This is a genomic window from Granulicella sp. S156, assembly GCF_009766105.1.
GTDB lineage: Bacteria > Acidobacteriota > Terriglobia > Terriglobales > Acidobacteriaceae > Granulicella.
In genome coordinates this window covers 655043-679911 of the sequence record NZ_LMUH01000022.1, presented here as the reverse complement: position 1 = coordinate 679911, position 24869 = coordinate 655043, and the positions used below count along the sequence as shown (strand labels likewise).

Here is a 24869-nt window from a genome sequence, read left to right as displayed (position 1 = left end):
GGCCGGTTCTTCTTTCGGCTGCCAGCTAAAGCCCGATTCTTGCCTGCCTCTATTCCGCAGCCTAAAGGCGATTGCCTCCCTTACCCTCCGTCCCCTGACGCTAAAGCGTCAGGGGTGCGCTTCGCGCTGTGTTTATGGGGTCAGGGTAGATCGGGAAGACGAATTTGAGGCGGCAGGAAGCCCCGCTCACTTTATCAGTCGCGCTCCCAGAAGGGCGGGGGAGCGATTCCGAGCGAGCGCAAGTATACGTATCCCTGTCCTCGATGGTGAATCTCGTTGTCGATGGCATATTGGATGGTCGCGATTCCCGGGTTCTTCCATTGACCAAATGCAATGTCCTCTTCGTTGAAACGGTGCGGTGGAATCTTCGGGAACTTCTCATTTAGCTCCGTTGTCTGCTTATCCCAGAGGCTAAGAAGCTCGCTTTTCGTGGTGGGTTTCGTTCCCTTGAACTCATTCCACTCCTTCCACTCTCCCGTCGCTACGCCCTCCACAATCGGGACTGCCATGCGAATGAACTCCCATGCCATCTCTGCGAAAGGCCGCATGCCGCCTAGCGAAAACGCAAAGAGCTTGTCTTCGGGGAATGCCTCGATGACCCTGCGTGTCAGCCGTCTGTGACCTTGCCAGTTGCTGATAAGTGCGTCCGCTGTGAGTACGTTCACTTCAAGTATCTCGGTTGCCATCTCTATCCTCCATGTGGCCCTCTTGTGGGCTCAGATGGAGAATACGAGCCATTCCCGACAGAACTTGTCGTAAATTCAAAGAAGAATTGGAGTCTATATGTATGACCCCATCATGCGCGTTCTTACGATGCTCGAGATTCTGCAGGCGCGCGACCATGTAAGCGGAGCAGATCTGGCTGAGCGCCTGCAGGTTGACCTGCGCACGGTGCAGCGCTACATCGTGCGCCTGAAAGACCTGCATATCCCCATCGATGCTTCGCGGGGTGTAGGTGGGGCGTACCGGTTACGTTCAGGCTTTCGCCTGCCTCCACTGCTACTGACCAATGAGGAGGCGTTTGCCCTTTCGCTTGGTCTGCGGGCGCTGCGCCAGATCGGTCTTTCGGCCTTTGCTCCCGCCACGGACGGCGCGCTTGCCAAGCTGGAGCGCGTGTTGCCCGATGCACTGCGCGAGAGCATCCGCACTGTAGAGGACGTGGTGAGCATAGAGTCTGGCCCATGGGTGGTCTCGACGTCGGTGGAAAGCCTGATCCGAGCGGCGTCGGCCATTCGTACCGGTAAGCGAATTAGTTTCGACTATGAGTCGCATGACGGTACACCCTCCAGACGTCAGATCGAGCCCTACGGCGTGATGCATACCGACGGACGCTGGTACCTGATCGGTCATTGCTTGTCCCGCAAGGACATGCGCACGTTTCGTCTCGACCGCGTCAGCGAGCTTCGGATTTCCAGCGTCGGCTTCCGGCGGCCCGCGAGTTTCGACGCCCGCCGTTATCTGCAGGAGCGCATGCCTTTTGTGCAGTCGGCCTATCAGATCGATGCGTGGATCGACATGCCGCTCAAAGAGGCTGCAAATACGTTCGCTCCATGGAGAGTGGCTATCGAAGAAGATCAAGGAGGAACACGCCTGCGTTGCGGACGAGACCGGCTGGAATTGTTCGCAGCAATGCTGCTTAGCGCTGGGCGCAGGATTGTTGTGCACAGCCCGAGAGAGTTGCGTGAAACATTCCGGCAACTGTCTCAGCGAGCGGCGGAGGCTGCCGCAGAAGTATCGCTACGGCATGTGGGCGCGACAAAGCGGAGTAGAACTCCGAAGCGATCGCGTTCCTCCTGACGTGTATCCGGCGCGTATCAAGAAGCTGATCCATCGAAGTTTCCGATGCGACTTATCATAAGAATTCATTGGACGTGATCGCTCGCGCGAGCGAGTCTTGTTCTATGGGTCCTGAAGAAAGAGACGCCCCAAAGGGCGCAGGGAAGAATATGTCCAGCTCGACAATTACTCAGCAAGCCCCCCAGGCACAGCGCTCGGGCCGCGGCTATCGGATCGAATCGATTGATGTTCTTCGCGGTCTCTTGATGCTGCTGATGGCAATCGATCACACACGCGACTTTTTTTCGAGCGCGGCCATTGATCCCTCGGACCCGATCCATTCCTGGCCCGCGCTGTTTTTTACCCGGTGGATCACCCATCTTTGCGCGCCTGGGTTCATTCTGCTTGCCGGAGCCAGTGTTTATCTCCAGCGCCAGCGCAAGAGCGCTGCGACGCTCACCCGTGCTCTGATCCTGCGTGGACTGTGGTTGATCGTTTTTGAGATTGTAGTTGTGAGTTTTGGCTGGTCATTCGGTTTCGGGCTGCCGATTCTTCAGGTCATCTGGGTCATCGGTGTCAGTATGATCGTGCTGGCCGGGTTGCAATGGCTGCCTCTACCCGCTGTGGGCGCGTTTGGCGCGATCGTGATCTTTGGCCATGATCTTCTTGACCGCATTCATGCCAGGAATCTGGGGCATTGGTCAGACGCCTGGTACATTCTTCACGAGCGCGGAGTGTTGACCTTCCACGCGCATCCTGTCGCCGTGTATGGATACCCTGTGATTCCCTGGGTGGGAGTTATGGCGCTTGGGTACTGTTTTGGCTGGATCGTTGCGAAGAATCCAGAAGCAAGGCAGCGTATTTCAGTCATAACCGGAGCAATGAGCCTTGGACTCTTCGCACTCCTTCGCTTGACTCACGGGTATGGTGACCCCGGTCCAGGTTTCGAGCACCTCGGAACGCCGAGCCATACCGTGATGTCGTTCCTTTACGTACAGAAGTATCCACCCTCACTCCACTATCTATTGGCCACACTGGGAGTGGTGCTGCTGCTTTTCGCTCTGTTCGACAAAGTGGTTCTTGCTGGCCGGCTGGGCCGATTCCGTGCGTTCCTGGATGTCTACGGCCGGGTTCCGTTTTTCTTTTACATCACCCATATCTTTGTCATTCATGCTCTCGCACTCGGTGTGGCACGCGCCGCCAACCCGAACTGGCGTTTCTGGATTACACCCGATGTTGTCTTTACGCGTCACTTCAATGGTTGGGGCTACGGTTTGCCAATCGTCTATCTGATCTGGGTTTTGGTGGTGCTGGGGCTTTATCCCTTGTGCGCGTGGTTTAGCGATCTTAAGAATCGTCGCCGCGATTGGTGGCTTGCTTACCTTTAGGTACTTCGATAGATCAACGCTCTACTGCGATGATGACGATGTTGTCGAGGGTTTTGCGTCAGGGGGTACGGTGGCGATGGCGTCGAGCATGTCGCCGCTCAGGAGAATGGGTAACTCGGTATCGCCGTATGCCTGAAGGACGCGCTCTTTGTCCGGCTGCGGAAAGAGAGACGCATTGTGTGGAGGCGTGGCGGGCACCCATACCGAATCGCGCGCATTTGAAACTTTGAGAATGTAGTCACCCTCGGGGACGAATTCGAAGTGGAAGAGGCCGTCTTCGCGTGAGATGTCAGAGGAGGCGAGTTCCTTGTTGTCGTCGCGGGTGACGAGCGAGAGCGAAGCGGCGTTGACGACGTGGCCATCGCGTCCGGCGATAACGCGTCCGTTGAGTTTGTGCAGCTTGGAGAGGGGGATGGTCATGTCGGCGCCGGGAAGTTCCTGCCCAGCGCGGACTTTGATTGCAGCGGCATCGGCGATGCGTGCTGTGCCGGAGCCATAGAACGGAAGCGAAAAGCGGAACGTTTGCGTATTGAACACCATCGTTTCTCCGCCCGGCATTTGGGTCGAAGTGATCTTGCTATCCGTGAGCGAGAGGGTGGCATCGATCATGTACTCCCCGGAGAGCAACGAAGCCATGCGGAAGAAGCCGCGATCGTCGGTGGTGGTTTCATAACCAGGTGTAAAGTTGCCGCTACTAGTTAGCGCAACCCACTTGCCGTTGGCATCCTTATGCAATAGCTGAACAGAGAGTTCTGCTGCGGGGCTGCCATCGTCGTAGAGGATGGTGCCGCTGATTGCGGCGCCGCGGTCGAGGCGGACCTCGGCGTGCTCGGTCTGGTTGGCCTCGACGCGCACGCGGGGAAGAGCCTGCTCCACGAGAGCGCGCATGGCGGGTGTAGGGTCGTCGATCTCTTTCTGCGTGAACATGTCGCGCGGTTTTACGTAGCCTTGTTTTTGGACGACGACGTAATAGTCTCCTGGCTTTATTTTGGTGAGCGTGAAGCTGCCGTCCAGCGTGGTCTCCACAGTGCCTGACCCACCTGCGGGTGGTTTGAAGGCAGGCTTAGGTGAGGAGGCAGAGCCGGGGCTCGCCGCAGGTGTAGATGATGGTGGATCGGCGATGGGTTCCAGTGAGACTTTGGCGAAGCGCGCAGGCTGGTTCGTGTCCGCACAGAAGACGTGGCCGGTGACGCTGCCGGTCTGTTCAGGCGTGGTGGCGCTGTGGGTTTGGGCAGTTGCTGCTGTTGCCAGTAAGAGTGCCGTTACGCAAAGACCTTGACCCATGGGTTTCTCCTGCGAAGCCAGCGTGAGCTTGTGGAGATTGGACGCGGAGGTCGAGGATGGTGTCAACGGGAAAGGTGGAAATGCCTGGAGTTGGCTCGCGGTTGAGGACGGCGTTGTCGCTGTTGTTTTCCGAAGCAAGGTCCAGCGAGAAAGGGCTTTAGTCCGCAGCCGCTTGCTTATGCAAGCAAAGAACCCAAGGCTAAAGCCCAGTAAATATATTGCTCTGTAGCAGCGGCCTAAAGGCGGCTGCTACAGAGCAATGCAAGAACAAAAACAACTCAGGATCGCTGGAGTCGGTGTCCCTAGTAGGATTTTGTATCTTTGGTGGTCTGCATTTTTTTGCTATTGCCGTGCTCATCGAGACCGAACTCCAGCGCCATCTCGGCATAGGACCTTGATGTTGGGTAGGGACGTGCCTCGAGCTTCGAGGCACCTTCTTTTTTCGCCAGAATTTTTTCCAGAAGTCTTTGCTCAGCGATCCCGCCACCGACCGACACAACATTCACCCTCATCTCAGGGACCTCCTGCTCCTCGTGTTCGGGAATACCCAGAAGTTTGTGGATGTGCTGAACGTAGCGCAGCCGGGTGTCGAAGTCGACCATGGCCTCTACCGTTGGCTCTTTGCCACGGCTACCGGGGACTACGAGGGGACGGACTGCGTCCAGCCCTTCGCGGATTCTCTGGGCCGTAATATCCAGGGTGATCTCTGCGTTCTCCAGCGTCTTGCGTATCAGTTCTTTGGTCAGGCGGCCTTCGATAGTACGTCCTGGATTGCGCACCTTGCTTTCGGGAAAGCCGGCGTCCCGCGCAGCCTGCATCTTTCTCTTGCCGTCCAGCAGGCCTTCCACATAGAGCTCGTAGCGGCTTTTCTGCGGTGTTCCTGCGGGCTTCGGCGTCAGTGCTCTGTTCATCAACTCCTGAGTGAGGCGGCCTTCGATACGCTTCGCCGGATTGGTCGCGTCGCCCTTGGAGAATCCGGCGTCCAGTGCGGCCCGGAATCTCGACTTGCCATTCATCAGGCCGTCTACATAGAGCTCGTAACGGCTCTTGCTGGGTTGTTCGTCTTGCTTTACGTCTATTCCAGATTCGTCCCTCATGTGACGTCTTCCTCTGGGACTTACTTTATGTTCGATATTTAATCGTAAGCAAGCTTTTAAGGGTTAGAAAAGTAATCGTTCTTTGTGGCATGTGGGTGTGAGACCCAAATGTAGCCTCGGGTGTAGACCCAAAGCGCATCACATTGTGCAGCCGCGATATATCGCCCTTTCAGGGCTTGTACCTGTGGCCGTTTTAGCGCTTACGCTCCATTTAGCCTCTGTGCTCTATTGAGCTCCTGCGCTCCATTTTGTGTTGATGGCGTCGTCCATCAGAAGGCAGGCGGAATAGTCGCGGGGGGATTTGTCGGCTACGAGCGTCGCGCGAGTGCGACTTAGGGTTTTGTGGCGTCGGCCTGGATGTCGGTCATGTACTGGTCGAGGTTGCGGGTGGGGCCGAAGACGTGGGCCATGACAAAGCGGTAGATCGGGGGATGGATGAAGCCGGTTTCGGTGATTTTGAGAGTGGTTTCGTCGGGTGTCGCACCGGGACTGAGCTCATAGGTCCAGGTGCCGCCGTAGGTGTCCCCGGGCACTGTGAGCAGAACGTCGCGGCGGGTGAGAAAGTCGGTGCGTGTGGCGAGGAACGTCATGGTCTGGCCGTGGCCGAGATTTTCTATCCAATGGTCGCGGCCGGCGTCGGGTGGGAGGACTTTGACGGATTTGACGGAGTGCCGCCAGTGCGCGCCGTCGGCGACGTCTGTGATGAGCGCGAAGACCTTCTGGGGCGGCGCAGGCACCGCGCCGGTGACGGAGACGGTGTGGTCGATGGGCAAGCTGTTTCCGTCGACATACGCGATGACTCCGGCCAGGACGATCAACCCAATGAGCAGGAACAGGATGCGGCGAAGCGCTTTCATGAAGGCTCCTTAGGTGCGGTACGGATTGAGTGTTTTCCACCCTATCCTACGGCAACCGGGGATGCAAAGCCTTCAGAAATTGTTTCGTGGATCCGTCTCGGAATTCCTATTAAACCTACTCGATAGCTGGGACGTGCTCTCAGTGGGTGCAGGTGGATGGCTGAAACCATACGCGTTTTTCCTGGTGATCGTAGATCAACTTAAATCCGCCCATCACATCTGCTCCGAGCGTCATCGCGGGTGCATCCGCCATACCGAAGGTTTCGTAACTGGAGAGATCCATCACCCTGCCGCGAACGTTCCGAACTTCAAGTCCGGCGAAGGCTATCGTGCCAAGTGGACCTACTTTCGAAGGCATTGCCTTTGAGGTCGATCCATAGATCACGTCTGCAACCTTGAAATCCGCAGACGTGGGATCGATGCCCGCTGCGGCCGCAAACTTCGAGTTGATGCGCGTATCTCTGGAACCGGTATCCAACACCGCTAGCCCTTTCACGCCGTTTATCGTGACAGGCAATGTCAACTCTGTTCCTTCTTTCACCGGCCCTGCCTGTACGGGGAGTATGTTGCCACCCAGCAACTTGCGCATGTCGAGGGGTTTCGGAATCAACTGAACGGTGTGGCAGGGGAAATCAAAGATGGCAATGGCTCCATCCATGATGTCGTTGCCGGCGATGCCGGCCTGCTTGCCCTCGTCGTGTCTATTCGAAAGCTCGTCCGCGACGACATCGCGAAGGCTTCGGCCATCCAGGGTGATCGACTTCAATTTGTACGTTGACACAAGAGAATTTCCGGTCTGCCCTACCAACTCTTCCGATTTGCCGGGAGGGAAGTGCTGCTGCTCGGCAAACCAGTGATACACCGCGGTCCCATCCGCTCCGGTATCGAGTATGAAGGGGAATGCGCCGGATCCATTGACTGCAACAGGAACGGTAAGGTGGCCATCGCCAGCGGGAGAGAGCGGCACTTGTGCAGCCATCCTTGCACAGAAAAGCGCGCCGAGGATCAGTACGAACGTGGAACTTCTCATGGGTATCTCCTACTGATTGGAATGATAGCCAAGACCTGACACCTTTAGCGCGTGTGAGGCTCGCCCATTCCAGGCAATAGGTGGGCAGAGGATTACTTCGTGGCGCTGGGGTCTGATGCCCAGTAACTGCTGCGAGCGGATACCTGCAGGCCGGCTTGACTGGCGATGCGAAGCTGCAGGGAATGAAAGCCGGGCTGCTTCGAACTCGGACGGAAGCTGAGCGTGTAGCTACTGGCAAAGTGATTTGCGAGCAGTGTGAATTGTTGTTCTAGTTCTGCTTTTGAGGTGAATGGCAGGGATTCGCCACCGGAGAGTGTGGCGATCGTGGCAGAGGTGTCTGTGCGCATGGCCTTGATCGCCATACTAAGAGGCCCGCTGAGATTGATGGTATGGAGGAGCCACGGACCATTGGGACCCAGTTGGTAGAGCGGGTTTTCGTTGAGCGGTTTCGTGAACTGGTCTTTTAGCCAGGCCTTCTCCGGAAAAAAGGTAAGGCACTCGATGGTGATGTTGTTTTCGCCGAGACTGCGGATGATGTCTTCGGCGCGGGCGCGACTGCCGTCGTCGTGGGTCTGGCTGACGAGGATAAGAATGCGGCGCGTTTCAGGGGGTTGCTGCCGGAGAAGGTCGATGCCCTTGTTGACAGCGTCGAGGATAGCGGCGCCACTGTCTCCTGAATCGGGATGAGCGAACCCATCTTCGAGGTCGGCGATGTTTTTGGTGAAGTCCCAGAGGTATTCGGGCTGGCTGTCGAAGCTGACCATCGCGATATGGTGTGGGACGTCGCCCATCATGTAGGAGAGCATCGTGCCCAGTTTGGCGTAACTGGGGAACTGCCGTGCAGCCGCTCCGCCGGTCTGCAGGAGAACGACGACGGAGAGCGGCTGGTGTTCGGTGTCCTCGAGAGAGATATGCTGTGCAACGCCGTTGTCGGTGAGCTGGAAGTCAGAGGCGTGGAGGGTGTGGAGAAGCTGGCCTGATGCATCACGGACAAGCGCAGGCACGATGACCAGCGTTGAAGTGGTGGTGATGGAGGGCGAGGTTGGGGCGTTCGCGGGAGCTGGGTTTTGGGACAGGGCTGCGATGGGCAACGTGAGTGCCAGCAGGAGAACGCATGCTTCTCGGGCGGGAGGACGACGGGTGCTGAGATCGGTAGCGTTCTGCATGGCCTTCCATCGTAGGACGAATGGAAGCATGAAACGACTACCTGCTCTAATAACAAAGACGCGGCGAAGTTTGTACGGGTGGGAGTGGTCGGGCAGAGGATTACTTCGTGGCGCTGGGGTCTGTCGCCCAGTAACTGCTGCGAGCCGAGATCTTCAGGCCGGGTTGGCCGGCGATGCGAAGCTGCAGGGAATGAAAGCCGGGCTGCTTCGAACTCGGGCGGAAGCTGAGCGTGTAGCTACTCGCAAAGTGATTTGCGAGCAGAGCGAATTGCTGTTCGAGTTCGGCTTTTGATCCGAACGGCAGGGCTTCGCCACCCGAGAGTTTAGCGACGTTGGCAGAGGTGTCTGCGCGCATGGCCTTGAGTGCGATGCTAAGAGGTGCACCGAGATCGAAGGTTCCCATGATCGGCGGATGATCGGGCGACATTTGGTAGGGCGCGTTTTCGTGACGTGGCTGAGTGAACTGGTCTTTCAGCCAGGCTTTCTCCGGGGAGAAGGTGAGGCACTCGATGGTGATGTTGTTCTCGCCGAGGCTGCGGACGATGTCTTCAGCGCGGGCGCGGCTACCCTCGTCGTGGGTCTGGCTGACGAGGATGAGAATGCGGCGCGTTTCAGGAGGCTGCTGCTTTAGGAGATCTATGCCCTGGCTGACGGCGTCGAGGATCGCTGCACCATCGTCGCCGGGATCGGGCTGGGTGAAACCATCGTCGAGGTCAGCGACGTTTTTGGTGAAGTCCCAGAGGTATTCGGGCTGGCTGTCGAAGGTAACCATCGCGATGTGGTGTGGGGAGTCGTTCATCATGTAGGAGAGCATCGTGCCCAGTTTGGCGTAACTGGGGAACTGCCGTGCGGCAGCCCCGCCGGTCTGCAGGAGGACGACGACGGAGAGTGGCTGGTGCTCGGTTTCTTCGAGAGAGACGTGCTGCGCAACGCCGTTATCGGTGAGCAGGAAGTCGGAGGCGTGGAGGGTGTGGAGGAGCTGGCCGGATGAATCGCGGACAAGCGCAGGCACGATGACCAGGGTTGAGGTTGTGGTGATGGAGGGTGCGGTTGGGGCGTTGCTGGGAGTTGGGTTTTGGGACAGGGCTGCGGCGGGCAAGGCGAGTGCGAGCAGAACGCATGCTTCTCGGGCGAGAGGGAGACGGTCACGGAGCTCGGGAATGTTTTGCATGGCCTTCCATCGTAGGACGAATGGAAGTGCGAAACGACTGCCTGGCCTTTGATAAAGAGACGTTGCGGGACTTGCAGGGGCAGGAGCGGTCGCGCTACCGCTCCTGCCCACCTTAGGCGCAAAAAACGCGCCGAAGATGGGGCACCCAGTTGTGTTTCCCACCCGGTTGGGGGAGGGATTAGGCGATGGCGGCGCTGACTAAGGCTTTGGCTTCGGCTTGAATTTCTTTCAGGTGATCTGCTCCGTTGAAGCTTTCGGCGTAGATCTTGTAGACGTCTTCTGTGCCGGAGGGGCGGGCGGCGAACCAGCCGTTTTCGGTGGTGACCTTCAGGCCTCCGATGCTGGCTTTGTTGCCGGGGGCTTCGGTGAGGATCGCGGTGATGGGTTCGCCTGCCAGTGAGGTTGCCGTGACCTGGGAGGGAGAGAGCTTGCCCAGCTTGGCTTTTTCTTCCTTGGTGGCTGGCGCGTCGATGCGCTGGTAGACCGGCGCGCCGTACTTGGCGGTGAGTTCGTTGTAGTGCTGACCGGGATCTTTACCGGTGCGGGCGGTCATCTCGGCGGCCAGCAGGCCGAGGATGAGGCCATCTTTGTCGGTGGTCCAGACGGTGCCGTCGCGGCGCAAGAAGGTTGCGCCGGCGGATTCTTCGCCGACGAAGCCGAGCTGGCCTCCGATGAGGCCGTCGACGAACCACTTGAAGCCTACGGGGACTTCGAGCATCGGGCGGTTGAGGCCCTTGGCCACGCGGTCGATGATGCTCGACGAGACGAGTGTCTTGCCGATGCCGACCTGCGCCGACCACTGTGGCCGGTGCGTGAAGAGATATTGAATGCAGACGGCCAGATAGTGGTTGGGATTGAGCAGGCCTGAGGACCGCGTGACAATACCGTGGCGGTCGTGGTCGGTGTCGCAGGCCCACGCAAGGTCGAGCTTGTCATTGTCCGCGAGCAAATGGATTACGCTGGCCATCGCGTTGGGTGACGAGCAGTCCATGCGAATGCGACCGTCCCAGTCGAGTGTCATGAAGCGGAAGGTTGGATCGACGTAGGGGTTAAGAATTTCGAGAGGCAATTTATATTGCTCTGCGATGCGCGGCCAATAGTGGACGCCTGCGCCGCCGAGCGGGTCGACCGCTAGTTTGAGGGCTGTGCCATTCAGCGCTTCGAAGTCGATGACGTTGGCGAGGTCGTTGACGTAGGCGGTAATGAAGTCGTGGCGATGTGTCGTCTCTGCGGCGAGAGCCTTTGCCAACGAGAGGCGCCTGACGCCCTGCAGTTTGGCTGCGATGAGTTCATTGGCACGGTTCTCAATCCACTTGGTTGCGCTCGTGTCGGCGGGGCCGCCGTTGGGTGGGTTGTACTTGAAGCCGCCGTCCTCGGGTGGATTGTGGCTGGGCGTGATGACGATGCCGTCGGCGCGTTCTTTTGCTCCGCTGCCGTTGTATTCAAGGATCGCGTGCGAGAGCACGGGGGTTGGTGTGTAGCCGAGGTCCTTGTCGATCATCACGGTCACGCCGTTGGCGGCGAGCACCTCCAGCGCGGTTGTGAAGGCGGGCTCGGAGAGAGCGTGAGTGTCCTGTGCGAGGAAGAGCGGGCCGTTAGTTTTCTGCTCAGCGCGGAACTCGCAGATGGCCTGGGTGATGGCGAGGATGTGTCCGTAGTTGAAGCTGGAGTTCAGCGACGATCCGCGATGCCCACTGGTGCCGAAGCTGACGCGCTGTGCCGGGTTCTCTGGATCGGGATGGTTGGCGTAGAACGCTGTTACGAGGCGGGGCAGGTTGACGAGCTTATCGGGAGAGGAGAGGTGGCCTGGGGTGTTAAGCGGTGCTTCGGTGGACATGAGCAAAGGATAGAGGCAGCAAACAGGAAACAGCAAACAGGAAACAGAATGGACAGGAAAAGCCGGCTAATGCCGGCCTGTTTGCTGTTTCCTGTTAACTGTTTCCTGTCTATTGTGGTCCGTGGTATTCCTGCACGGGGTCGGCGCTGTGGACCCAGGCGGAGTAGATCAGGTCGCGGAGTTCGATGGCTCCGGCGGCGATGCGCTCTTCGGTGAAGGCTTTTGCTTCCGGTGTGCCGGCGTCGGTGAAGCCACCGGCCTTTTCGAGCTGGTAGGTCTTTTCTACGAGCGAGTTGGTGTGGCGCAGGTAGTCGAGATAGTTGGTCCACTCATCGTCGATCGTTTTGGGCTGCGTGGCGGCGACCAGCGGTGCGACGTCGGCGGGCTTGATGTTAGCGCTGACGTAGACGCTCTCGAAGAGCGAGTGAATCTTGTGGTCGGTGGTGTAGCCGTTGGGGTTGGGGCCGGTCCAGCCGTTGTACTGGATGGTGGTGTGCAGCGGCTGTGAGCCGTCGCCGACGTAGTGGCCGAGCCAGGCTGCGTTGAAGAGGATTGCAGTCTGCACCGGAGCGGTGTCTTTGTTTGCAGCGACCAGCTTGCGGTACTCGCGGAAGTCGACCTTCAGGCGCTGCCAGACCTCTTCGACCTGCCAGGGCTGCATGCCGACCTTCTCGGGTGTGAGTGGAAGATCGGGGTGCTTGAGCTGTGCGGCCGCGAGAACGCGGATGAAGTCGTAACGCGCCTTGGGGAAGGTGCCGACGAGATCGGCGTACTCCATGTCGATGAAGTGATCGGGTGCCTGGGTGGCGACGAGTTCAGGTTCGGCGTCGCGCTGACGCCAGCGATCAGGCTCGGGGCCGAGGTAGTCCATGGTGTCGAGAGCATTGCCGTTATGCAGGAAGGCAGGTACGTCGGCAGGCAGATATTGTGCGGCCAGACGATTGATCATGCGATGTCCATCCGAACCCCACGCCCACGCGGGTTGTGAGGCGAGGACGCTGATGAGGGCTGACGCGACGGCGGCGCGGGTGAAGGTGGAGAGCTTTTGCATAATGGGCAGTATACGGATTGAAGGTAGGTAGATGGAGTTGCGTTGCCTACTGACGGACCCGCGGCAACACGAAATGCGGGGGTCCTTCAGCTACGCTTCAGGATGACGACGAAAAACAGACAACAGCGAAAACAAACAACAGCGAAAACAGACAACGACGAAAACAGACAAAGGCAAGAACAAAAGCTAGACCAGTACCGGCTCCTTGGCTAGGACGGGGCTGCCGAAGACGCGGCGGTAGCGGGCGATCTCTTCGATGGGGCCGGTGGCCTTGCTGGCGTTGTCGGAGAGCTTGACCGTGGGGCGGCCGTCGGCGCTGGTGACTTTGCAGACCAGGCTGATGGGCTCGAAGGTGTCTTCGCCGCGGGGGTGGCAGTTGCGAAAATCGTTGGTCAGCAGCGTGCCCCAGCCGGCGCTGAAGCGAATGCGGCCATTGAAGTAGTTGTGCAGGCCGATGATGGTGTCGACGTCAAGACCGTCGCTGGCGATGAAACGTTTGGTGCGCGGGTCCTGGCCGCGTTGCACCAGCCATGCGATGTACTCGTCGCCGGCGATAAAGGGGTCCTTGGAATCGGCGCGTTCACCGGTCCAGCGAGTCGCCCAATCGGGTGCGCCCTGGAGAAACTGCGTTGTGCCGAAGGTGTCGGGCAACGTGATGAGCAACTCGCCGCCATAGCTGCGCTGCCAGAGTTCGAGCACCTTGTACTGCGAGAGGCGCAGGTCTTCGTCGGAACCGCGCGAGGCGATAGCGGCCATGGCCATTGGAAGTTCATGCGCGTTGGTGCCGATGGCTTCGAGGTTGTGCTTGTAGGCGAGCGCTGTGTTCGAGGTGCCGCTAAGCCGGCTGCCCAGCGCGGAGGAGAGCGCTTCGACGGCGTACTCCTGCCAGAGAAAGCTGTGGCGGCGGCGGGTGCCGAAGTCGGAGAGACGCAGGCCTGCGACGGCGCGCAGTTTTTCGATCTTGTTCCAGAGGCGCGTCTTGGCGCGCGCGTAGAGCACATCGAGTTCCAGTTCGGAGAGATCCGCCAGGGCGGCGCGTGTCTTCATCTCGCTGACGATGGCGAGCGAGTAGACCTCCCACATGGTGACTTCGGTCCACAGGCCGGAGAAGCGGATGACAAGTTGGCCGTCCTGCTCGTGGATTTCGTAATCGCTGAGGCGGAAGTCGTTCTCGAGCCATTCGAGAAAGTCTGGCTGGAAGATCTGACGTACGCCGTAGAAGGTGTTGCCGGCCAGCCATACGAGTTCCGACCGGCGATAGCGGAGGCCGCGTACGTGCTCCAGTTGCTCGCGCAGAGCGACTGCGGAGATGCGGTCGGCCAGCCGGACTTTTACGGTGCGGTTGTAGATCTCGCTGGTCACGGGGATTGTGGGGAAGTTCTTCCAGATGAACTGCAGCATCAGCAGTTTGTAGAAGTCTGTATCGAGCAGCGAACGCACGATGGGATCGAGTTTCCAGTTGTGGTTGTGAGCGCGCTCGGCGAAGTTGACGTTCATGTCACCTCTAAGCGTAATCAGGTGTGAGCGGGAAACCAAATCGTCTTGAAGATTTATAAGCCGGCAATCTTGAGGGAGAGCCGCGCATTCTGTTGGGCTTTGCCGTAAAAGATGATTTTTCGCAAAAGAGGCTTGACGTGACAAGGAGACTTGTCGTAAAGTTTGCTTGTCATAAAGGAAAGGAAGCAAGACATGAAGAGTCCTGCAGCACGGAAGTACATGAGGCGGAATTTGATCGTGATGAGTGGTTACCTTGTTTTGTTTTCCGTCGTCGATTTTGTTGCCTATCGGATCCATCCCACAGGCATCGTGCTATGGGTGCTGGCGGCCCTCCCGGTGCTCCCGTTCCTCGGCGCTATATCCCTGACGGGCCAATATTTGCGGAACGAAAAGGATGAATACAAGCGTGATCTCGTTGTTCGCTGTCTTCTGTGGGGTACCGCAGGCATGGTGATCGCGAACCTGTTCTCTGGCTTTCTGCACATCTTCGGTTGGAAGGGCCAGTTCTTTCCGTTCAGCGAGCTCTTTGCGCTCTACGTTTTCGCGCTTGCCGCGAAGCTCTCGTATCGTGTTGCGAACCGGGTACCTGCCGATGAATAACCGTCTGCGCGTGCTGCGGGCCGAGCGCGCATGGTCGCAGGCAGATCTGGCGGACAAGCTGGAGGTCTCACGGCAGAGTGTGAACGCGATTGAGACGGGGAAGTATGATCCGTCGCTGCCGCTGGCGTTCAAATTGGCGCGGCTGTTTGGGCAGCGGATTGAAGAGATCTTCCAGGACGATGTGTGACAAATGTCAGGTTGCTTTGCTGACACGTTCCACTAACGATCAGGTTGTGAATCTATCACGCTAAGGAGTAGGGAAATGATGAGTCTCGATCGCAAGTGGTCGTCTGAGTTGCGCGTGGCCTATGCCGCTATTTTGTTCTTCATGATGGCCCAGTATGTGGTGAATGAAAGACCGTGGGACCATATCTTGCGTATCGCAGGAATACTCGCGTATATGGCGTCGATGTTCTTAGCTGCACACAAGCAACGCCGCGGTTTATAGCGAACTTTTTCCATCCTAGAAGGAAACCAATTTATGAAAATCCTCCGTCTTCTCGTTACGCTCGCCTTTGTTCTGGGTGGTATCGCTCTGCTGTGTGCGCCGTCTCATGGGCAGGCAACGAAACCGTTCACGCCAACACGCTTCACCATTACGGATGCCGGTACGGTGGGCAAGCCGGATGTTGTGCTGATCCCAGGGCTCGCAAGCTCAAAGGCTGTTTGGGATGGGGAGGCCAAGCTGCTGGCTCCTAACTACCGGCTGCACGTTGTGCAGATCGATGGCTTTGCCGGTGCTCCTGCCGGGCCGAATGCGACGGGTGCGTTCCTTGTACCGGTGGTTGAGGAGCTGCACGCTTATATTGTCGCGACGAAGATTCACCCGGCGGTGATGGGACATTCGTTGGGTGGGCTGCTGACGTTGATGCTGGCCGACAAGCATCCTGAGGATGTGAGCAAGCTGATTATTGTGGACTCGTTGCCCTTCTATGCGGTGGTATTCAACCCTGCGGCTACGGTAGAGACGGTTAAACCGCAGGCGGATGCGATACGGCAGCAGTTGATTGCCGCGCCGGCCGATCAGTTTGCGGCGATGCAGCCGACCATGGCGGCGGCGATGGTAAAGAATGCGGACGGACAGAAACTGGTTGTGGCAAGTTCGATCGCGAGCGACCGTACGGTGTTTGCCAACGCAATGTATGAGGATCTGCAGACCGACCTGCGCGGCGATATGGCGACGATCAAGACGCCGACGCTCATGCTCTATCCGTACGATGCCACGGCGCAGGGACCCGACCCGGCGAAGGTGGATACGATCTATACGACGGCGTATGCCCCGAAGCCGAATACGAAGCTGGTGCGGATCGACGACTCGCGGCACTTCATTATGTATGACCAGCCGGAGAAGCTGGATACGGCGGTGGAGGGGTTTCTGAAGTAGTGAAAGACCCGTGTCCCTTGGCTTCTTCGGTAGTACAAGCAGCCGTGAAATACAGGGGTTTCTTGATGCAGAGCGCGCCACAAACATTTGCATCACGCTCTGCATCGAGGGGTTTCTCCGCTCCCGTTGGTCGGTCGAAATGACAAGCTTTTGGGGGCTACGCCTCAGGATGACGGCGAAAAACGGGATCCGGACCTCGCCGGAAATTTACAGAATTGCCGCATTCTCACTGGCCGAAACACGATATTCTAATAGACGATATGTCTACGAAAAAAGAACTCCTCAATCAGCAGATCCAGCACATCGACATCAAGCAGCACAACGTTGTCGCGCTGGTCGATGCCATGGCGCACATGGCTTTCAGTTCGCGCGATCTGGCGCGTGCGGCGAACATCTATGAGATGATGCTGCGCGATACCGAGTGCGGCGTCATTCTTTGCCTCGCCGGTTCGATGGTCTCGGCGGGCCTGCAGAAGGTCATCGTCGATCTGGTGCGTCACAATATGGTCGATGCCATTGTCTCGACCGGTGCGAACATCGTCGACCAGGACTTCTTCGAGGCGCTCGGCTACAAGCACTACATTGCGGGCGATGAGTACAAGTACGGCGGGGGCGATGCCGAGTTGCGCGAGTTGATGATCGATCGCATCTACGACACGTTCATCGACGAAGAAGAGCTTCGTCTTTGCGACGAAGTCACCGAGAAGATTACCAACTCTTTGGAGACGCGTCCTTATTCCTCGCGTGAGTTCATCGCCGAGATGGGCCGCTACCTGAAGGAGAATGGCCGCACCCCGGAGAACGGCAATAACGATTCCGTCGTGCTGGCGGCGTATGAGAAGGACGTGCCGATCTTCTGTCCGGCGTTCTCGGATTGCTCGGCGGGCTTCGGGCTGGTGGCGCATCAGCATGCGCGCCGCGGCAAGCCGGTGGTTTCGATCGACTCGGCTAAGGACTTCTACGAGTTGACGCAGTTGAAGATCGCCAACCCGACGACGGGCCTGTTGATGCTCGGCGGCGGCGTACCGAAGAACTTTGCGCAGGACATTGTGGTGGCAGCGGACATTCTTGGCGTCGAGGCTTCGATGCACAAGTACGCGATCCAGATCACAGTGGCCGATGCGCGCGACGGTGCGCTCTCGGGTTCGACGCTGAAGGAAGCCAGCTCGTGGGGTAAGGTCGACCTGACCTATGAGCAGATGGTGTTCTCCGAGGCGACGATTGCGGTTCCGCTGATCACTGGTTATGCGTTCCACAAGAATGCGGCTGCTGCTCGTACGGGTAAGCGGTTCTCGCAGGTGCTGGAGCCGGTTACGGCGTAAGACAGAGGGCTCAGCGTTTAGAAGACGGCAGGGCCTTTGGGCTCTGCCGTTTTTGATTTTGTAAATGTATGGTGCTTGGTTTATTACCAGATGGGATTCGGGTTTATGTCTGTTTGGCTTTGATGCCGCTGCTGAATCGGGTTCTCCAAATAGATCCAGCAACTTTAAACCAGAACGGCAGGTTCACTACAAGAAAGGGGCACACAACAAAGGCGGATATTCCGATCAGCGTTCCCGTGGAGTGTTTCACCGCAAGATAAATTAGAAGGCCTACGAGCAAGAACGGAGTGGAGGATAAGATGCCCAGCCACAGCGTTTCTCTGGAGCGTCTCCTTCTTTCCCATTCTCCCAGGTGATCCCACTCCGTAGCGCCGGTGAGACATCTCTGGCCACAGAGGCATTCGTAGCGATTTGGCCCCATATCTCTCCAAACGTGGGCCCGACCGGAATGAAGGTGCTTTGTAATATCTCTTCCACAGTTATCACAAACGTAAATATCTGCCGAGTTCGGAAAAGCACTCGCAGGAAGTGTGGTGAGGGTTTTACCAGCCAGGTTCAGGGTCGTCATCATTTCCCAGTAGAGGCTAACAAACAGATTGTATGCCTAGAGCATTTCCCCTATTACTGTGAAATATATACGTGGAAACGGAAAGATGGGCAGGAGCGGTCGGGCGTTCGCCCGATGCCCACCTTAGCCGCGCAAAAGACGCGCGTCGAAGATGGGGCACCCGGATTGTTACCTCTTTGAAGGGACACCGGATTGTTACCTTTTTGCTACTTCAACAGCCCACGGTTGCGGAGTTCGCGGAGGACTTGTTCGATGGACCAGTCGAGGTTGTCGGTGCCTTCGACGATGAGGTTGGCGTGGGTTTGTGAGGGCAGGACGTAAAGCTCGGCCATCGGGCGGGCGGTGGCCTCGAACTGAGCTCGTACCGATTCTTCTGTACGGCCGCGCTCGCGCATGTCGCGGTAGATGCGGCGGTTGAGGCAGATCTCGTTTGGCGCATTGACGTAGACGCTGAAGTCGTAGAGAGGGATGAGATCCGGATAGTGCAACGCGAGAATGCCTTCGACGATAACAAACCGCGAGGGCGCGACGGAATCAAAAGTTCCTACAACGCGCGTGTGATGCGAGAAGTCGTAGATGGGCCGCTGGATGGTATGGCCTTCGGCCAGTCGGCGGAGATGCTCGATGAAGAGCTTGCTCTCCAGGGAGTCCGGGTGGTCGAAGTTTTGTTCGCTGCGCGACTCGGGAGGGAGATGCGAGAGGTCGCAGTAGTAGAGGTCGAGTGGGAAGATCGTTGCTTCGAGCTGGGAGGCGAGTTCGCGTGCGAGGGTGGTCTTGCCGGAGCCGGAGCAGCCGGCGATGCCGAGGATGATCGGTTTCTGGGGGAGGCTGAGCTGTCGGTGGGGTTCCTGTATGGTCATGCGATCTGTGCGGCGACCTGTGGGATCAGTGCCTTTACGAGTGCCGTGAACTGCTTTTCGACGCGTTTACCGATCTCCATGACCTCTTCGTGGTTGATGGCTTCGTCCAGGACACCTGCCGCCATGTTGGTGACCAGCGAGAGGCCGAGGACTTCGAGGCCCATGTGGCGGGCGACGATGACCTCATGCACGGTGCTCATACCGACAAGGTCTGCGCCGAGGGTGCGGAAGGCGCGAATCTCGGCGGGGGTCTCGTAGCTGGGGCCAAGCACTGCGAGGTAGACGCCCTCGGGCAGAGGGGTGTTCTGTTTGGCGGCTTCGGTGTGTGCGAGCTGGCGGAGCGCCGGCGAGTAGGCCGTGCTCATGTCGAAGAAGCGCTGGCCGGCGGAGGGGACGCGGGCGAAACGGGCATCGTTGGGGCCGAGTGCGGCGTTGGTGCCGGTGAGGTTGATGTGGTCGGAGATGCAGACGAGGCCGCCCTGGCCATAGCTCTTGTTGATGCCGCCTGCCGCGTTGGTGACGATGAGGCCGGTGCAGCCGAGCAGTCCAAGCACGCGGGTGGGGAAGGTGACTTCGGCCATCGAGTAGCCCTCATAGGCGTGGACGCGGCCCTGCATCACGGCGACGTTGACGCCGCCGATCGTTCCGAGAACGAGCTTGCCGGAGTGGCCCGCTACAGTGGAGAGCGGCCAGCCAGGGATGTCGGCGTAGGGGATGGTCGTTGCGCCTTCTACCTGGGAGGCGAAGTTGCCGAGGCCCGAGCCGAGGATGATGCCGAGGGTTGGCTTGGCCGCGTGCAGCGAGCGGATGTGGTCGGCAGCGGTGGAGCAACGGGTGTATTGGTCTATCAAGGTCATAAGCGTTCTAAACGAGGAGCAAGTATAGAGGTTGCGTCGCGAGAACCGTGAAGGACGCACACGATGAGGATGGGAGATCGGTTTCCAAAGTATCCGATCAGATAATCTGTGTTCGACCAGAACCTGAGTTCAGGTTCCTCTATCAGGTCTTCTCGTCGATGCCCCGCTGATGGCCATTGAGCAAGAAAGAGGAAGGTCTGTTCGAGTTCGTCGGCTAGTCTCAGCGCTGCGGGAGGATTCTCGGCGGCCAGATAACCGACCGCTTCTTCCAAATCGTAAACAGCGTCTTCGGTCAGGTCGAAGGGAAGAGCCATCTACCTTGACTTTCCGGCAGCAGCCTTACGGATTCGTTTCATCGCGGTTTCTCCGTCCACAACTCTGCCCGCAGCTACATCTTCAAGACCTTTGGCGATTTTGGCGCGCGCGTATTCCTTCCAGCGTTCTTCTTCCTGAAAGATACGCAGACTTGCCCGGACTACCTCAGAGGCTGAGCTGAAGCGACCGGTGGCGACGGTGTCGCCAACAAATTGTTCCAACTCGGGGGTTAGAGAGACGTTCATAGGTAGGGTCCTCCTAGCGATCAGGATAACAAAAAATGTCAAAGATTGACATTCACTTGATGAGCATGGAGACGATGCTGGCGGACATGAGATTTGCCATGGTTCCGGCGAGCATGGCGCGCAGGCCGAGTTTGGCGAGGTCGTTGCGGCGGTTGGGAACCAGGGCTCCGATGCCGCCGATCTGCATGCCGATGGAGCCGACGTTGGCGAAGCCGCAGAGCGCGAAGGTGGCGATGGAAAAGGTGCGGGGGGAGAGCGTGGCCTTGATCTTGCCCAGTTCGTTGAAGGCGAGAAACTCGTTGATGATGGTGCGGGTGCCGAGGAGGTTGCCGATGACGGGGGCCTCGTGCCAGGGGATGCCGATGAGCCAGGCTACGGGTGCTCCTACGACTCCGAGAACATTGTTGAGCGAGTGCGGGAAGGGGATGCCGTGGTTCGTACCCGGCAGATGCACCGTCCATGCAGCGTTCGATATGCCCAGCATGATGGCGTTGAAGAGGCCGACGAGGGCGACGAAGCTGATCAGCATGATGGCGACGTTGAAGGCCAGCTGGCCACCGTCGATGGTGCCACGGGCGATGGCGCCGATGAAGTTTTCGTCCTTGTGCTCCTCGCTGGGCGGCATGCTGACGGTGCCCCGGGTTGCGGGAACTTCGGTCTCCGGCACGAGCATCTTGGCGACGAGGATGGTGCCCGGGGCGGTCATGATGACGGCGGAGAGTAGATCCTTTGCATTGATTCCAAAAAGGATATAGGCGGCCATGATTCCGCCGGAGACGTGGGCCATGCCGGAGGTCATGATGGTCATGAGCTCGGAGCGCGTGGCGCCGCTGAGGAAGGGGCGAATGGTCAGTGGAGCTTCGGTCTGGCCCATGAAGATGCTGGCGGCGACGTTGGTGGACTCGGCGCCGGAGGTGCCCATGGTGAACTGCATGACCCAGGCGACGACCTTAATGATCTGCTGCATGAGGCCGATGTGGTAGAGGATGGCGAAGAAGGCGCTGACGAAGATGATGGTGGGGAGCACGGCGAAGGCGAAGACGCTGAGCGCGTTCTTGGGGGCGCCGAGAAAGCCGAAGACAAGCGAAGAGCCGTCGGCCGAGTGGCCGAGGAGGCCGGTGATGACGCCGGAGACGGAGCTGAGGATGTGTTGTCCGTAGGTCCACTTGATGACCAGGAAGGCGAAGATGATCTGGAGCCCAAGGCCCCAGCCTACCGTCCGCCAGCGGATGGCGCGGCGGTTGGTGGAGAAGGCATAGGCGAGTCCGAGAAAAACGATAAGTCCGAGAAGTCCGGTGAAACGACCCAAAGCGTGCTCCGATGATCAAACAGAATCTGTTGGATTGTGGAAGTGTAACGGGTCGGGCTGCACGGGGGCTATTTATTTTGGCGGCAGGCAGTGCCTCAGGTTGAAATTGCTTCGGTTGCTACCTTATCGAAGAAGACACAATGAGAGCGCCAGCAGTCCGTCATCTTAGTCGCCACATAAGCCCCACATCCATTGCACTGCAAGTTCGGGCCATCGCAGCCGTCCAGACCGCAGCAGCCGCTTAAACGCTTGTAGTCATCGGTTAGGTGAGTTTGGATTACATCTTCGGTGTTGGCGATATATTCGCCGCTCCGTTTGTGAAACCACGCACCATCATCCTGCATCAGTGTTCCGCGCAGAAGTAAATCTTCGCCCACGTTTTCATTGCGCTGAGAAAGGCTAACGAGCTTGAGTTCATTTGAAAGTCGGGTTGAACAGTGCCGACAAATCAAGTGCATGCCGTCATGCTACTACTCCAAACTGAGGCACTACCCGGCTGCAGGATTACAGCGCTGGCTCCTCACGCATTTCGTTTTCGAGCGCAGAGTTGGGTTTGCGTCGCGTGGCTCGGTCGCGCAGGCGAAGGAACGGACGCTCGACGGCGACGTGCAGCAGCAATGCCGCTAAGAGACATGTGACGGCATAGAGCAGCCATGACACTGGACCTTGCGGTGCTGTGATCCGAGGGAAGTGCTGCATCACGAGATTCCCGACGGCCTTGTGGGTGAGGTAGAGGCTGAAGGCGAGCGTGGCTATAGTTTCTGCGCCGGGAACTCTTACGCGAGCGAGGATGCCGTTCCTGCTGACGCTGGAAGCGGTGATGAGTCCGAGGCCAAGCGCGAGCAGCGGGAAGCCGAAGATCACGCCCCACATGGCGGAGCCGGTGTCGTTGCCAAGGTCATCGTTGCGAAACATCCAGATGACACTGCCGACGCAGACAATACCGGTGAGAAATAGTGTGTGTCCCCGCTGCATAAGGGTTTGCCACCAGGCTGGGCGGAAGGTGCGAACGATGGCGAGCGCGACTCCGGTGAGGAGGCCGTCGAGACGCGTATAGGTGGGGTAGTAGATGCCGGTCCAGACCTTGTCGGGATAGTGCGTGATGAGAAAGGCGCGGAGACCGATGCCGAAGAGGACGACGGAGGCGAGTACCGCTACGGTCTTGCGGGCCGAGGGACGACGCATCAACAGCGCGACGAGCAGCGGTAACACGAGGTAGAAATATTCTTCCACGCAGAGCGACCAGGCGTGCGAGAAGGCTCGCCGGTTAAAGCTAAAGCCGATGTTCATGGTGAACGTCAGGAACTTCCAGAGCGGCGCGAGGCGTGGAGCCTCTCGCCATCCGGGCACGAGAAAGTAAAGTGCAAGCACCACGAGATAGGCGGGCAGGATGCGGTAGGCGCGCCGACGGTAGAACTCCGGGATGGAGAACCGCTGCCGGGTTAAGTAGGGTTTGAGCGCCTGCTGGCCAATGAGAAATCCGCTGAGGACGAAGAAGAGGTCAACGCCCATCCAGCCGAAGGAAGTGACGATGCGGAGGCGCGAGGGCAGCTCGCCGAAGATCGTAAGGTGGTAGAGCATGACGATGGTGACGGCGAACGCACGGAGGGTGTCGAGGCCGAAGAGCCGGGTGGGAGCGGCGGTGAGTTTCATTTTGTGGGGAGTCGCGGAGTGCCGAGCAAGCTCAGATTACTACCCCGTGGCGGACAGATGATGCCTGTGAATATTTATTTTATTGTGGATTCCGCTCCGACAGATTGGGATTGGCGGAGACAGCGTATTACTGGATTACCATTTCGGCATGGCAGATAAATCGCCGCCGCCTGGTTCACCCAATCGTCTACCTTCTCGGACTTCTATCCTCGTGGCTGCGGCTCGTGCTTTCGGATCCCGCGACCCCGACGCGGGCGTAAGGAACCCAGACTTTCTTGCGGACACGTTGATAGGGCCAGATGAGTTAGCGCTCATCAACGACCACCCGCTCAGTACGGGATTGGCCCAGGACTACGCAGAAGCGAGCCAAAATCCGGCAATAGCCATCTTGGTGAGTTTGATGATTTTCCGAACTCGTTTCATCGATGAGGCCTTGAAGCGGGCAGTCGAAAGCGGGGCTGCCCAGATCGTGATTCTAGGGGCTGGATTCGATAGCCGCGCCTATCGCTTTCGGGATCTACTCCAACACTGCCGCGTCATGGAAGTGGATGCCGAACCCACCCAGGATTACAAGAAGCGCCGCATTCAGGCTGTCTTGGGCGAGGTTCTACCAAATTTGACCTACGTGAGCCTCGATTTCGCGAAAGATGGCATTCGTGACGCCCTGAAGGCGGGAGGCTTCCGTGAAGGAGAGAGGTCCTTTTATATCTGGGAGGGTGTGAGCATGTACCTGCCTGAGAAGAGTGTCCGGAAGATGCTGCAAATGGTCGCGTCGCATTCGGCTCCAGGCAGTTCGATCGTCCTCGATTATGCGAATAGCCTGGGAATCGAGATCATAAAGCAGAATTCGCAAGGATCTATGACCATGCCAGCCTCCTGGGGAGAACCATGGATTTTTGGAGTTCCGGGTTCCAACGGGGATGAGTTCTTTCAGGGACTGGGATTCGATCCTGTTGTGCCCCTTTCGATGAACAACCCAGAGGTCTTTAAGCGCTACGCGATCCGCAGCGATGGCACTACCTATGCTGCGCATGTTGTGGAAAAGATGAGGATCGAGGCGCTGGCACGAGCCCGGGCTGGCACCGCGTTGCCGCTATCCGCCGGCGTTTTGGAGGCCCAAAAGGCCATCGCAATTGCGGGTGGGATCTACTGGCTGGCTGAATTGACGGTCTCAGCCAGCCCGAATGATGGGCAATCCCAGAGAATGACCGATTAGGGAAAAAGCGGTCAGGCTTCCCCATTGGGGTGGGGATGATACACTGAAATGGATCGTAGAATCCGATCTGGTCTACTTGCTTGTTCTGGCCGTACTGCTTTACAGCAAACAACTCCAAATTGCGTTCAGCGGTACATCGTTTTACAAGGAACAAACCAAATGGAACAGGGAACAGTTAAATGGTTCAACGACGCTAAGGGTTTCGGCTTTCTGAGCCGCGCCAATGGCGACGACGTTTTCGTACATCACACCGCCATCCAGAGCAACGGCTTCCGTTCGCTTCAGGAAGGCCAGAGCGTTCAGTTCAATGTCGTGAAGGGCCCCAAGGGCTGGCAGGCAGAGAACGTTCAGGTTGTGTAAGAGTTTCGACGGAATAAGGCTAAGGG

The 24869-nt window shown here is 58.2% G+C and carries 26 protein-coding genes; 9 read left to right on the top strand and 17 right to left on the bottom strand.

Translation table 11 applies throughout. From position 1 onward, the window contains the following. Positions 1-194: 194 nt before the first annotated feature. The gene (locus GSQ91_RS18550; protein ID WP_158823224.1) at positions 195-686 is read right to left on the bottom strand and encodes a DinB family protein; all 492 of its coding nucleotides are present in this window, start codon (positions 684-686) and stop codon (positions 195-197) included. 97 nt (positions 687-783) lie between these two features. Here GSQ91_RS18550 and GSQ91_RS18545 point away from each other — a divergent pair, with 97 nt between their 5' ends. Together GSQ91_RS18545 and GSQ91_RS18540 are read left to right on the top strand one after the other, a co-directional pair. Beyond that, positions 784-1797, top strand: a complete 1014-nt coding sequence (locus GSQ91_RS18545; protein WP_158823223.1) for a YafY family protein — start codon at positions 784-786, stop codon at positions 1795-1797. A gap of 149 nt (positions 1798-1946) precedes the next feature. Then, positions 1947-3164 carry a DUF1624 domain-containing protein gene (locus GSQ91_RS18540; protein WP_158823222.1) on the top strand — a complete coding sequence of 406 codons (1218 nt, stop codon included), beginning with the start codon at positions 1947-1949 and terminating at the stop codon, positions 3162-3164. Positions 3165-3185: 21 nt separating this feature from the next. Here GSQ91_RS18540 and GSQ91_RS18535 read toward each other — a convergent pair whose 3' ends face one another. The 9 genes from GSQ91_RS18535 to pncB form a co-directional block, all read right to left on the bottom strand. Further along, positions 3186-4448, bottom strand: coding sequence for a collagen binding domain-containing protein (locus tag GSQ91_RS18535; protein WP_158823221.1), 1263 nt, complete (start codon positions 4446-4448; stop codon positions 3186-3188). A 302-nt stretch (positions 4449-4750) separates the two neighbouring features. Next, positions 4751-5545, bottom strand: coding sequence for a hypothetical protein (locus tag GSQ91_RS18530; protein WP_158823220.1), 795 nt, complete (start codon positions 5543-5545; stop codon positions 4751-4753). A gap of 332 nt (positions 5546-5877) precedes the next feature. Beyond that, positions 5878-6402, bottom strand: coding sequence for an SRPBCC family protein (locus GSQ91_RS18525; protein ID WP_158823219.1), 525 nt, complete (start codon positions 6400-6402; stop codon positions 5878-5880). A 139-nt stretch (positions 6403-6541) separates the two neighbouring features. Beyond that, positions 6542-7432, bottom strand: a complete 891-nt coding sequence (locus GSQ91_RS18520; protein ID WP_158823218.1) for a retroviral-like aspartic protease family protein — start codon at positions 7430-7432, stop codon at positions 6542-6544. A 92-nt stretch (positions 7433-7524) separates the two neighbouring features. Then, positions 7525-8598, bottom strand: a complete 1074-nt coding sequence (locus GSQ91_RS18515) for a hypothetical protein (RefSeq protein WP_158823217.1) — start codon at positions 8596-8598, stop codon at positions 7525-7527. A 100-nt stretch (positions 8599-8698) separates the two neighbouring features. Further along, positions 8699-9769: a VWA domain-containing protein gene (locus tag GSQ91_RS18510; protein ID WP_158823216.1), complete on the bottom strand. Its 1071-nt coding sequence runs from the start codon at positions 9767-9769 to the stop codon at positions 8699-8701. Positions 9770-9947: 178 nt separating this feature from the next. Continuing rightward, complete coding sequence (gene pgm, locus GSQ91_RS18505; protein ID WP_158823215.1) at positions 9948-11606, bottom strand: phosphoglucomutase (alpha-D-glucose-1,6-bisphosphate-dependent); 1659 nt, start codon at positions 11604-11606, stop codon at positions 9948-9950. Between the two features lie 109 nt (positions 11607-11715). Beyond that, positions 11716-12657 (bottom strand): S1/P1 nuclease, encoded by a 942-nt coding sequence (locus GSQ91_RS18500; protein ID WP_158823214.1) that lies wholly within the window; start codon positions 12655-12657, stop codon positions 11716-11718. A 186-nt stretch (positions 12658-12843) separates the two neighbouring features. Next, complete coding sequence (gene pncB, locus GSQ91_RS18495; protein WP_158823213.1) at positions 12844-14154, bottom strand: nicotinate phosphoribosyltransferase; 1311 nt, start codon at positions 14152-14154, stop codon at positions 12844-12846. 192 nt (positions 14155-14346) lie between these two features. Here pncB and GSQ91_RS18490 point away from each other — a divergent pair, with 192 nt between their 5' ends. The 5 genes from GSQ91_RS18490 to GSQ91_RS18470 all read left to right on the top strand — a co-directional run bounded on the left by GSQ91_RS18490 (position 14347) and on the right by GSQ91_RS18470 (position 17460). Beyond that, entirely contained in the window at positions 14347-14754 is a 408-nt protein-coding gene (locus GSQ91_RS18490; protein WP_158823212.1) for a hypothetical protein, read from the top strand. Beyond that, positions 14747-14941, top strand: coding sequence for a helix-turn-helix transcriptional regulator (locus GSQ91_RS18485; protein WP_158823211.1), 195 nt, complete (start codon positions 14747-14749; stop codon positions 14939-14941). The genes GSQ91_RS18490 and GSQ91_RS18485 overlap by 8 nt, the downstream gene beginning before the upstream one ends. A gap of 75 nt (positions 14942-15016) precedes the next feature. Next, complete coding sequence (locus tag GSQ91_RS18480; protein ID WP_158823210.1) at positions 15017-15202, top strand: hypothetical protein; 186 nt, start codon at positions 15017-15019, stop codon at positions 15200-15202. A 33-nt stretch (positions 15203-15235) separates the two neighbouring features. Further along, a complete protein-coding gene (locus GSQ91_RS18475) occupies positions 15236-16138 on the top strand; it encodes an alpha/beta fold hydrolase (protein WP_158823209.1) in 903 nt (300 codons plus the stop codon). 260 nt (positions 16139-16398) lie between these two features. Next, positions 16399-17460: a deoxyhypusine synthase gene (locus tag GSQ91_RS18470; RefSeq protein ID WP_158823208.1), complete on the top strand. Its 1062-nt coding sequence runs from the start codon at positions 16399-16401 to the stop codon at positions 17458-17460. A 774-nt stretch (positions 17461-18234) separates the two neighbouring features. Here the strand turns inward: GSQ91_RS18470 and udk are convergent. From udk to GSQ91_RS18435, 7 genes are all read right to left on the bottom strand, one after another. Then, positions 18235-18888 (bottom strand): uridine kinase, encoded by a 654-nt coding sequence (gene udk / locus GSQ91_RS18465; RefSeq protein ID WP_158823207.1) that lies wholly within the window; start codon positions 18886-18888, stop codon positions 18235-18237. Then, positions 18885-19745: a purine-nucleoside phosphorylase gene (locus tag GSQ91_RS18460; RefSeq protein WP_158823206.1), complete on the bottom strand. Its 861-nt coding sequence runs from the start codon at positions 19743-19745 to the stop codon at positions 18885-18887. The genes udk and GSQ91_RS18460 overlap by 4 nt, the downstream gene beginning before the upstream one ends. Next, positions 19742-20059, bottom strand: a complete 318-nt coding sequence (locus GSQ91_RS26285; protein ID WP_158823205.1) for a type II toxin-antitoxin system RelE/ParE family toxin — start codon at positions 20057-20059, stop codon at positions 19742-19744. Before GSQ91_RS26285 ends, GSQ91_RS18460 begins: the two co-directional genes overlap by 4 nt. Continuing rightward, positions 20060-20305 carry a type II toxin-antitoxin system ParD family antitoxin gene (locus tag GSQ91_RS18450; RefSeq protein WP_158823204.1) on the bottom strand — a complete coding sequence of 82 codons (246 nt, stop codon included), beginning with the start codon at positions 20303-20305 and terminating at the stop codon, positions 20060-20062. A gap of 52 nt (positions 20306-20357) precedes the next feature. After that, positions 20358-21614: a NupC/NupG family nucleoside CNT transporter gene (locus GSQ91_RS18445; RefSeq protein ID WP_158823203.1), complete on the bottom strand. Its 1257-nt coding sequence runs from the start codon at positions 21612-21614 to the stop codon at positions 20358-20360. A gap of 95 nt (positions 21615-21709) precedes the next feature. Beyond that, entirely contained in the window at positions 21710-22072 is a 363-nt protein-coding gene (locus GSQ91_RS18440; protein ID WP_158823202.1) for a hypothetical protein, read from the bottom strand. A 46-nt stretch (positions 22073-22118) separates the two neighbouring features. Next, on the bottom strand, positions 22119-23267 hold the full coding sequence (locus GSQ91_RS18435; protein WP_158823201.1) for an acyltransferase: 1149 nt from the start codon (positions 23265-23267) through the stop codon (positions 22119-22121). 148 nt (positions 23268-23415) lie between these two features. On the opposite strand from GSQ91_RS18435, the gene GSQ91_RS18430 reads away from it, so the two are divergent. Both GSQ91_RS18430 and GSQ91_RS18425 read left to right on the top strand, forming a co-directional pair. Next, positions 23416-24483 carry an SAM-dependent methyltransferase gene (locus tag GSQ91_RS18430; RefSeq protein WP_158823200.1) on the top strand — a complete coding sequence of 356 codons (1068 nt, stop codon included), beginning with the start codon at positions 23416-23418 and terminating at the stop codon, positions 24481-24483. 159 nt (positions 24484-24642) lie between these two features. Next, positions 24643-24843 (top strand): cold-shock protein, encoded by a 201-nt coding sequence (locus tag GSQ91_RS18425; RefSeq protein ID WP_014264310.1) that lies wholly within the window; start codon positions 24643-24645, stop codon positions 24841-24843. Positions 24844-24869 lie beyond the last annotated feature (26 nt).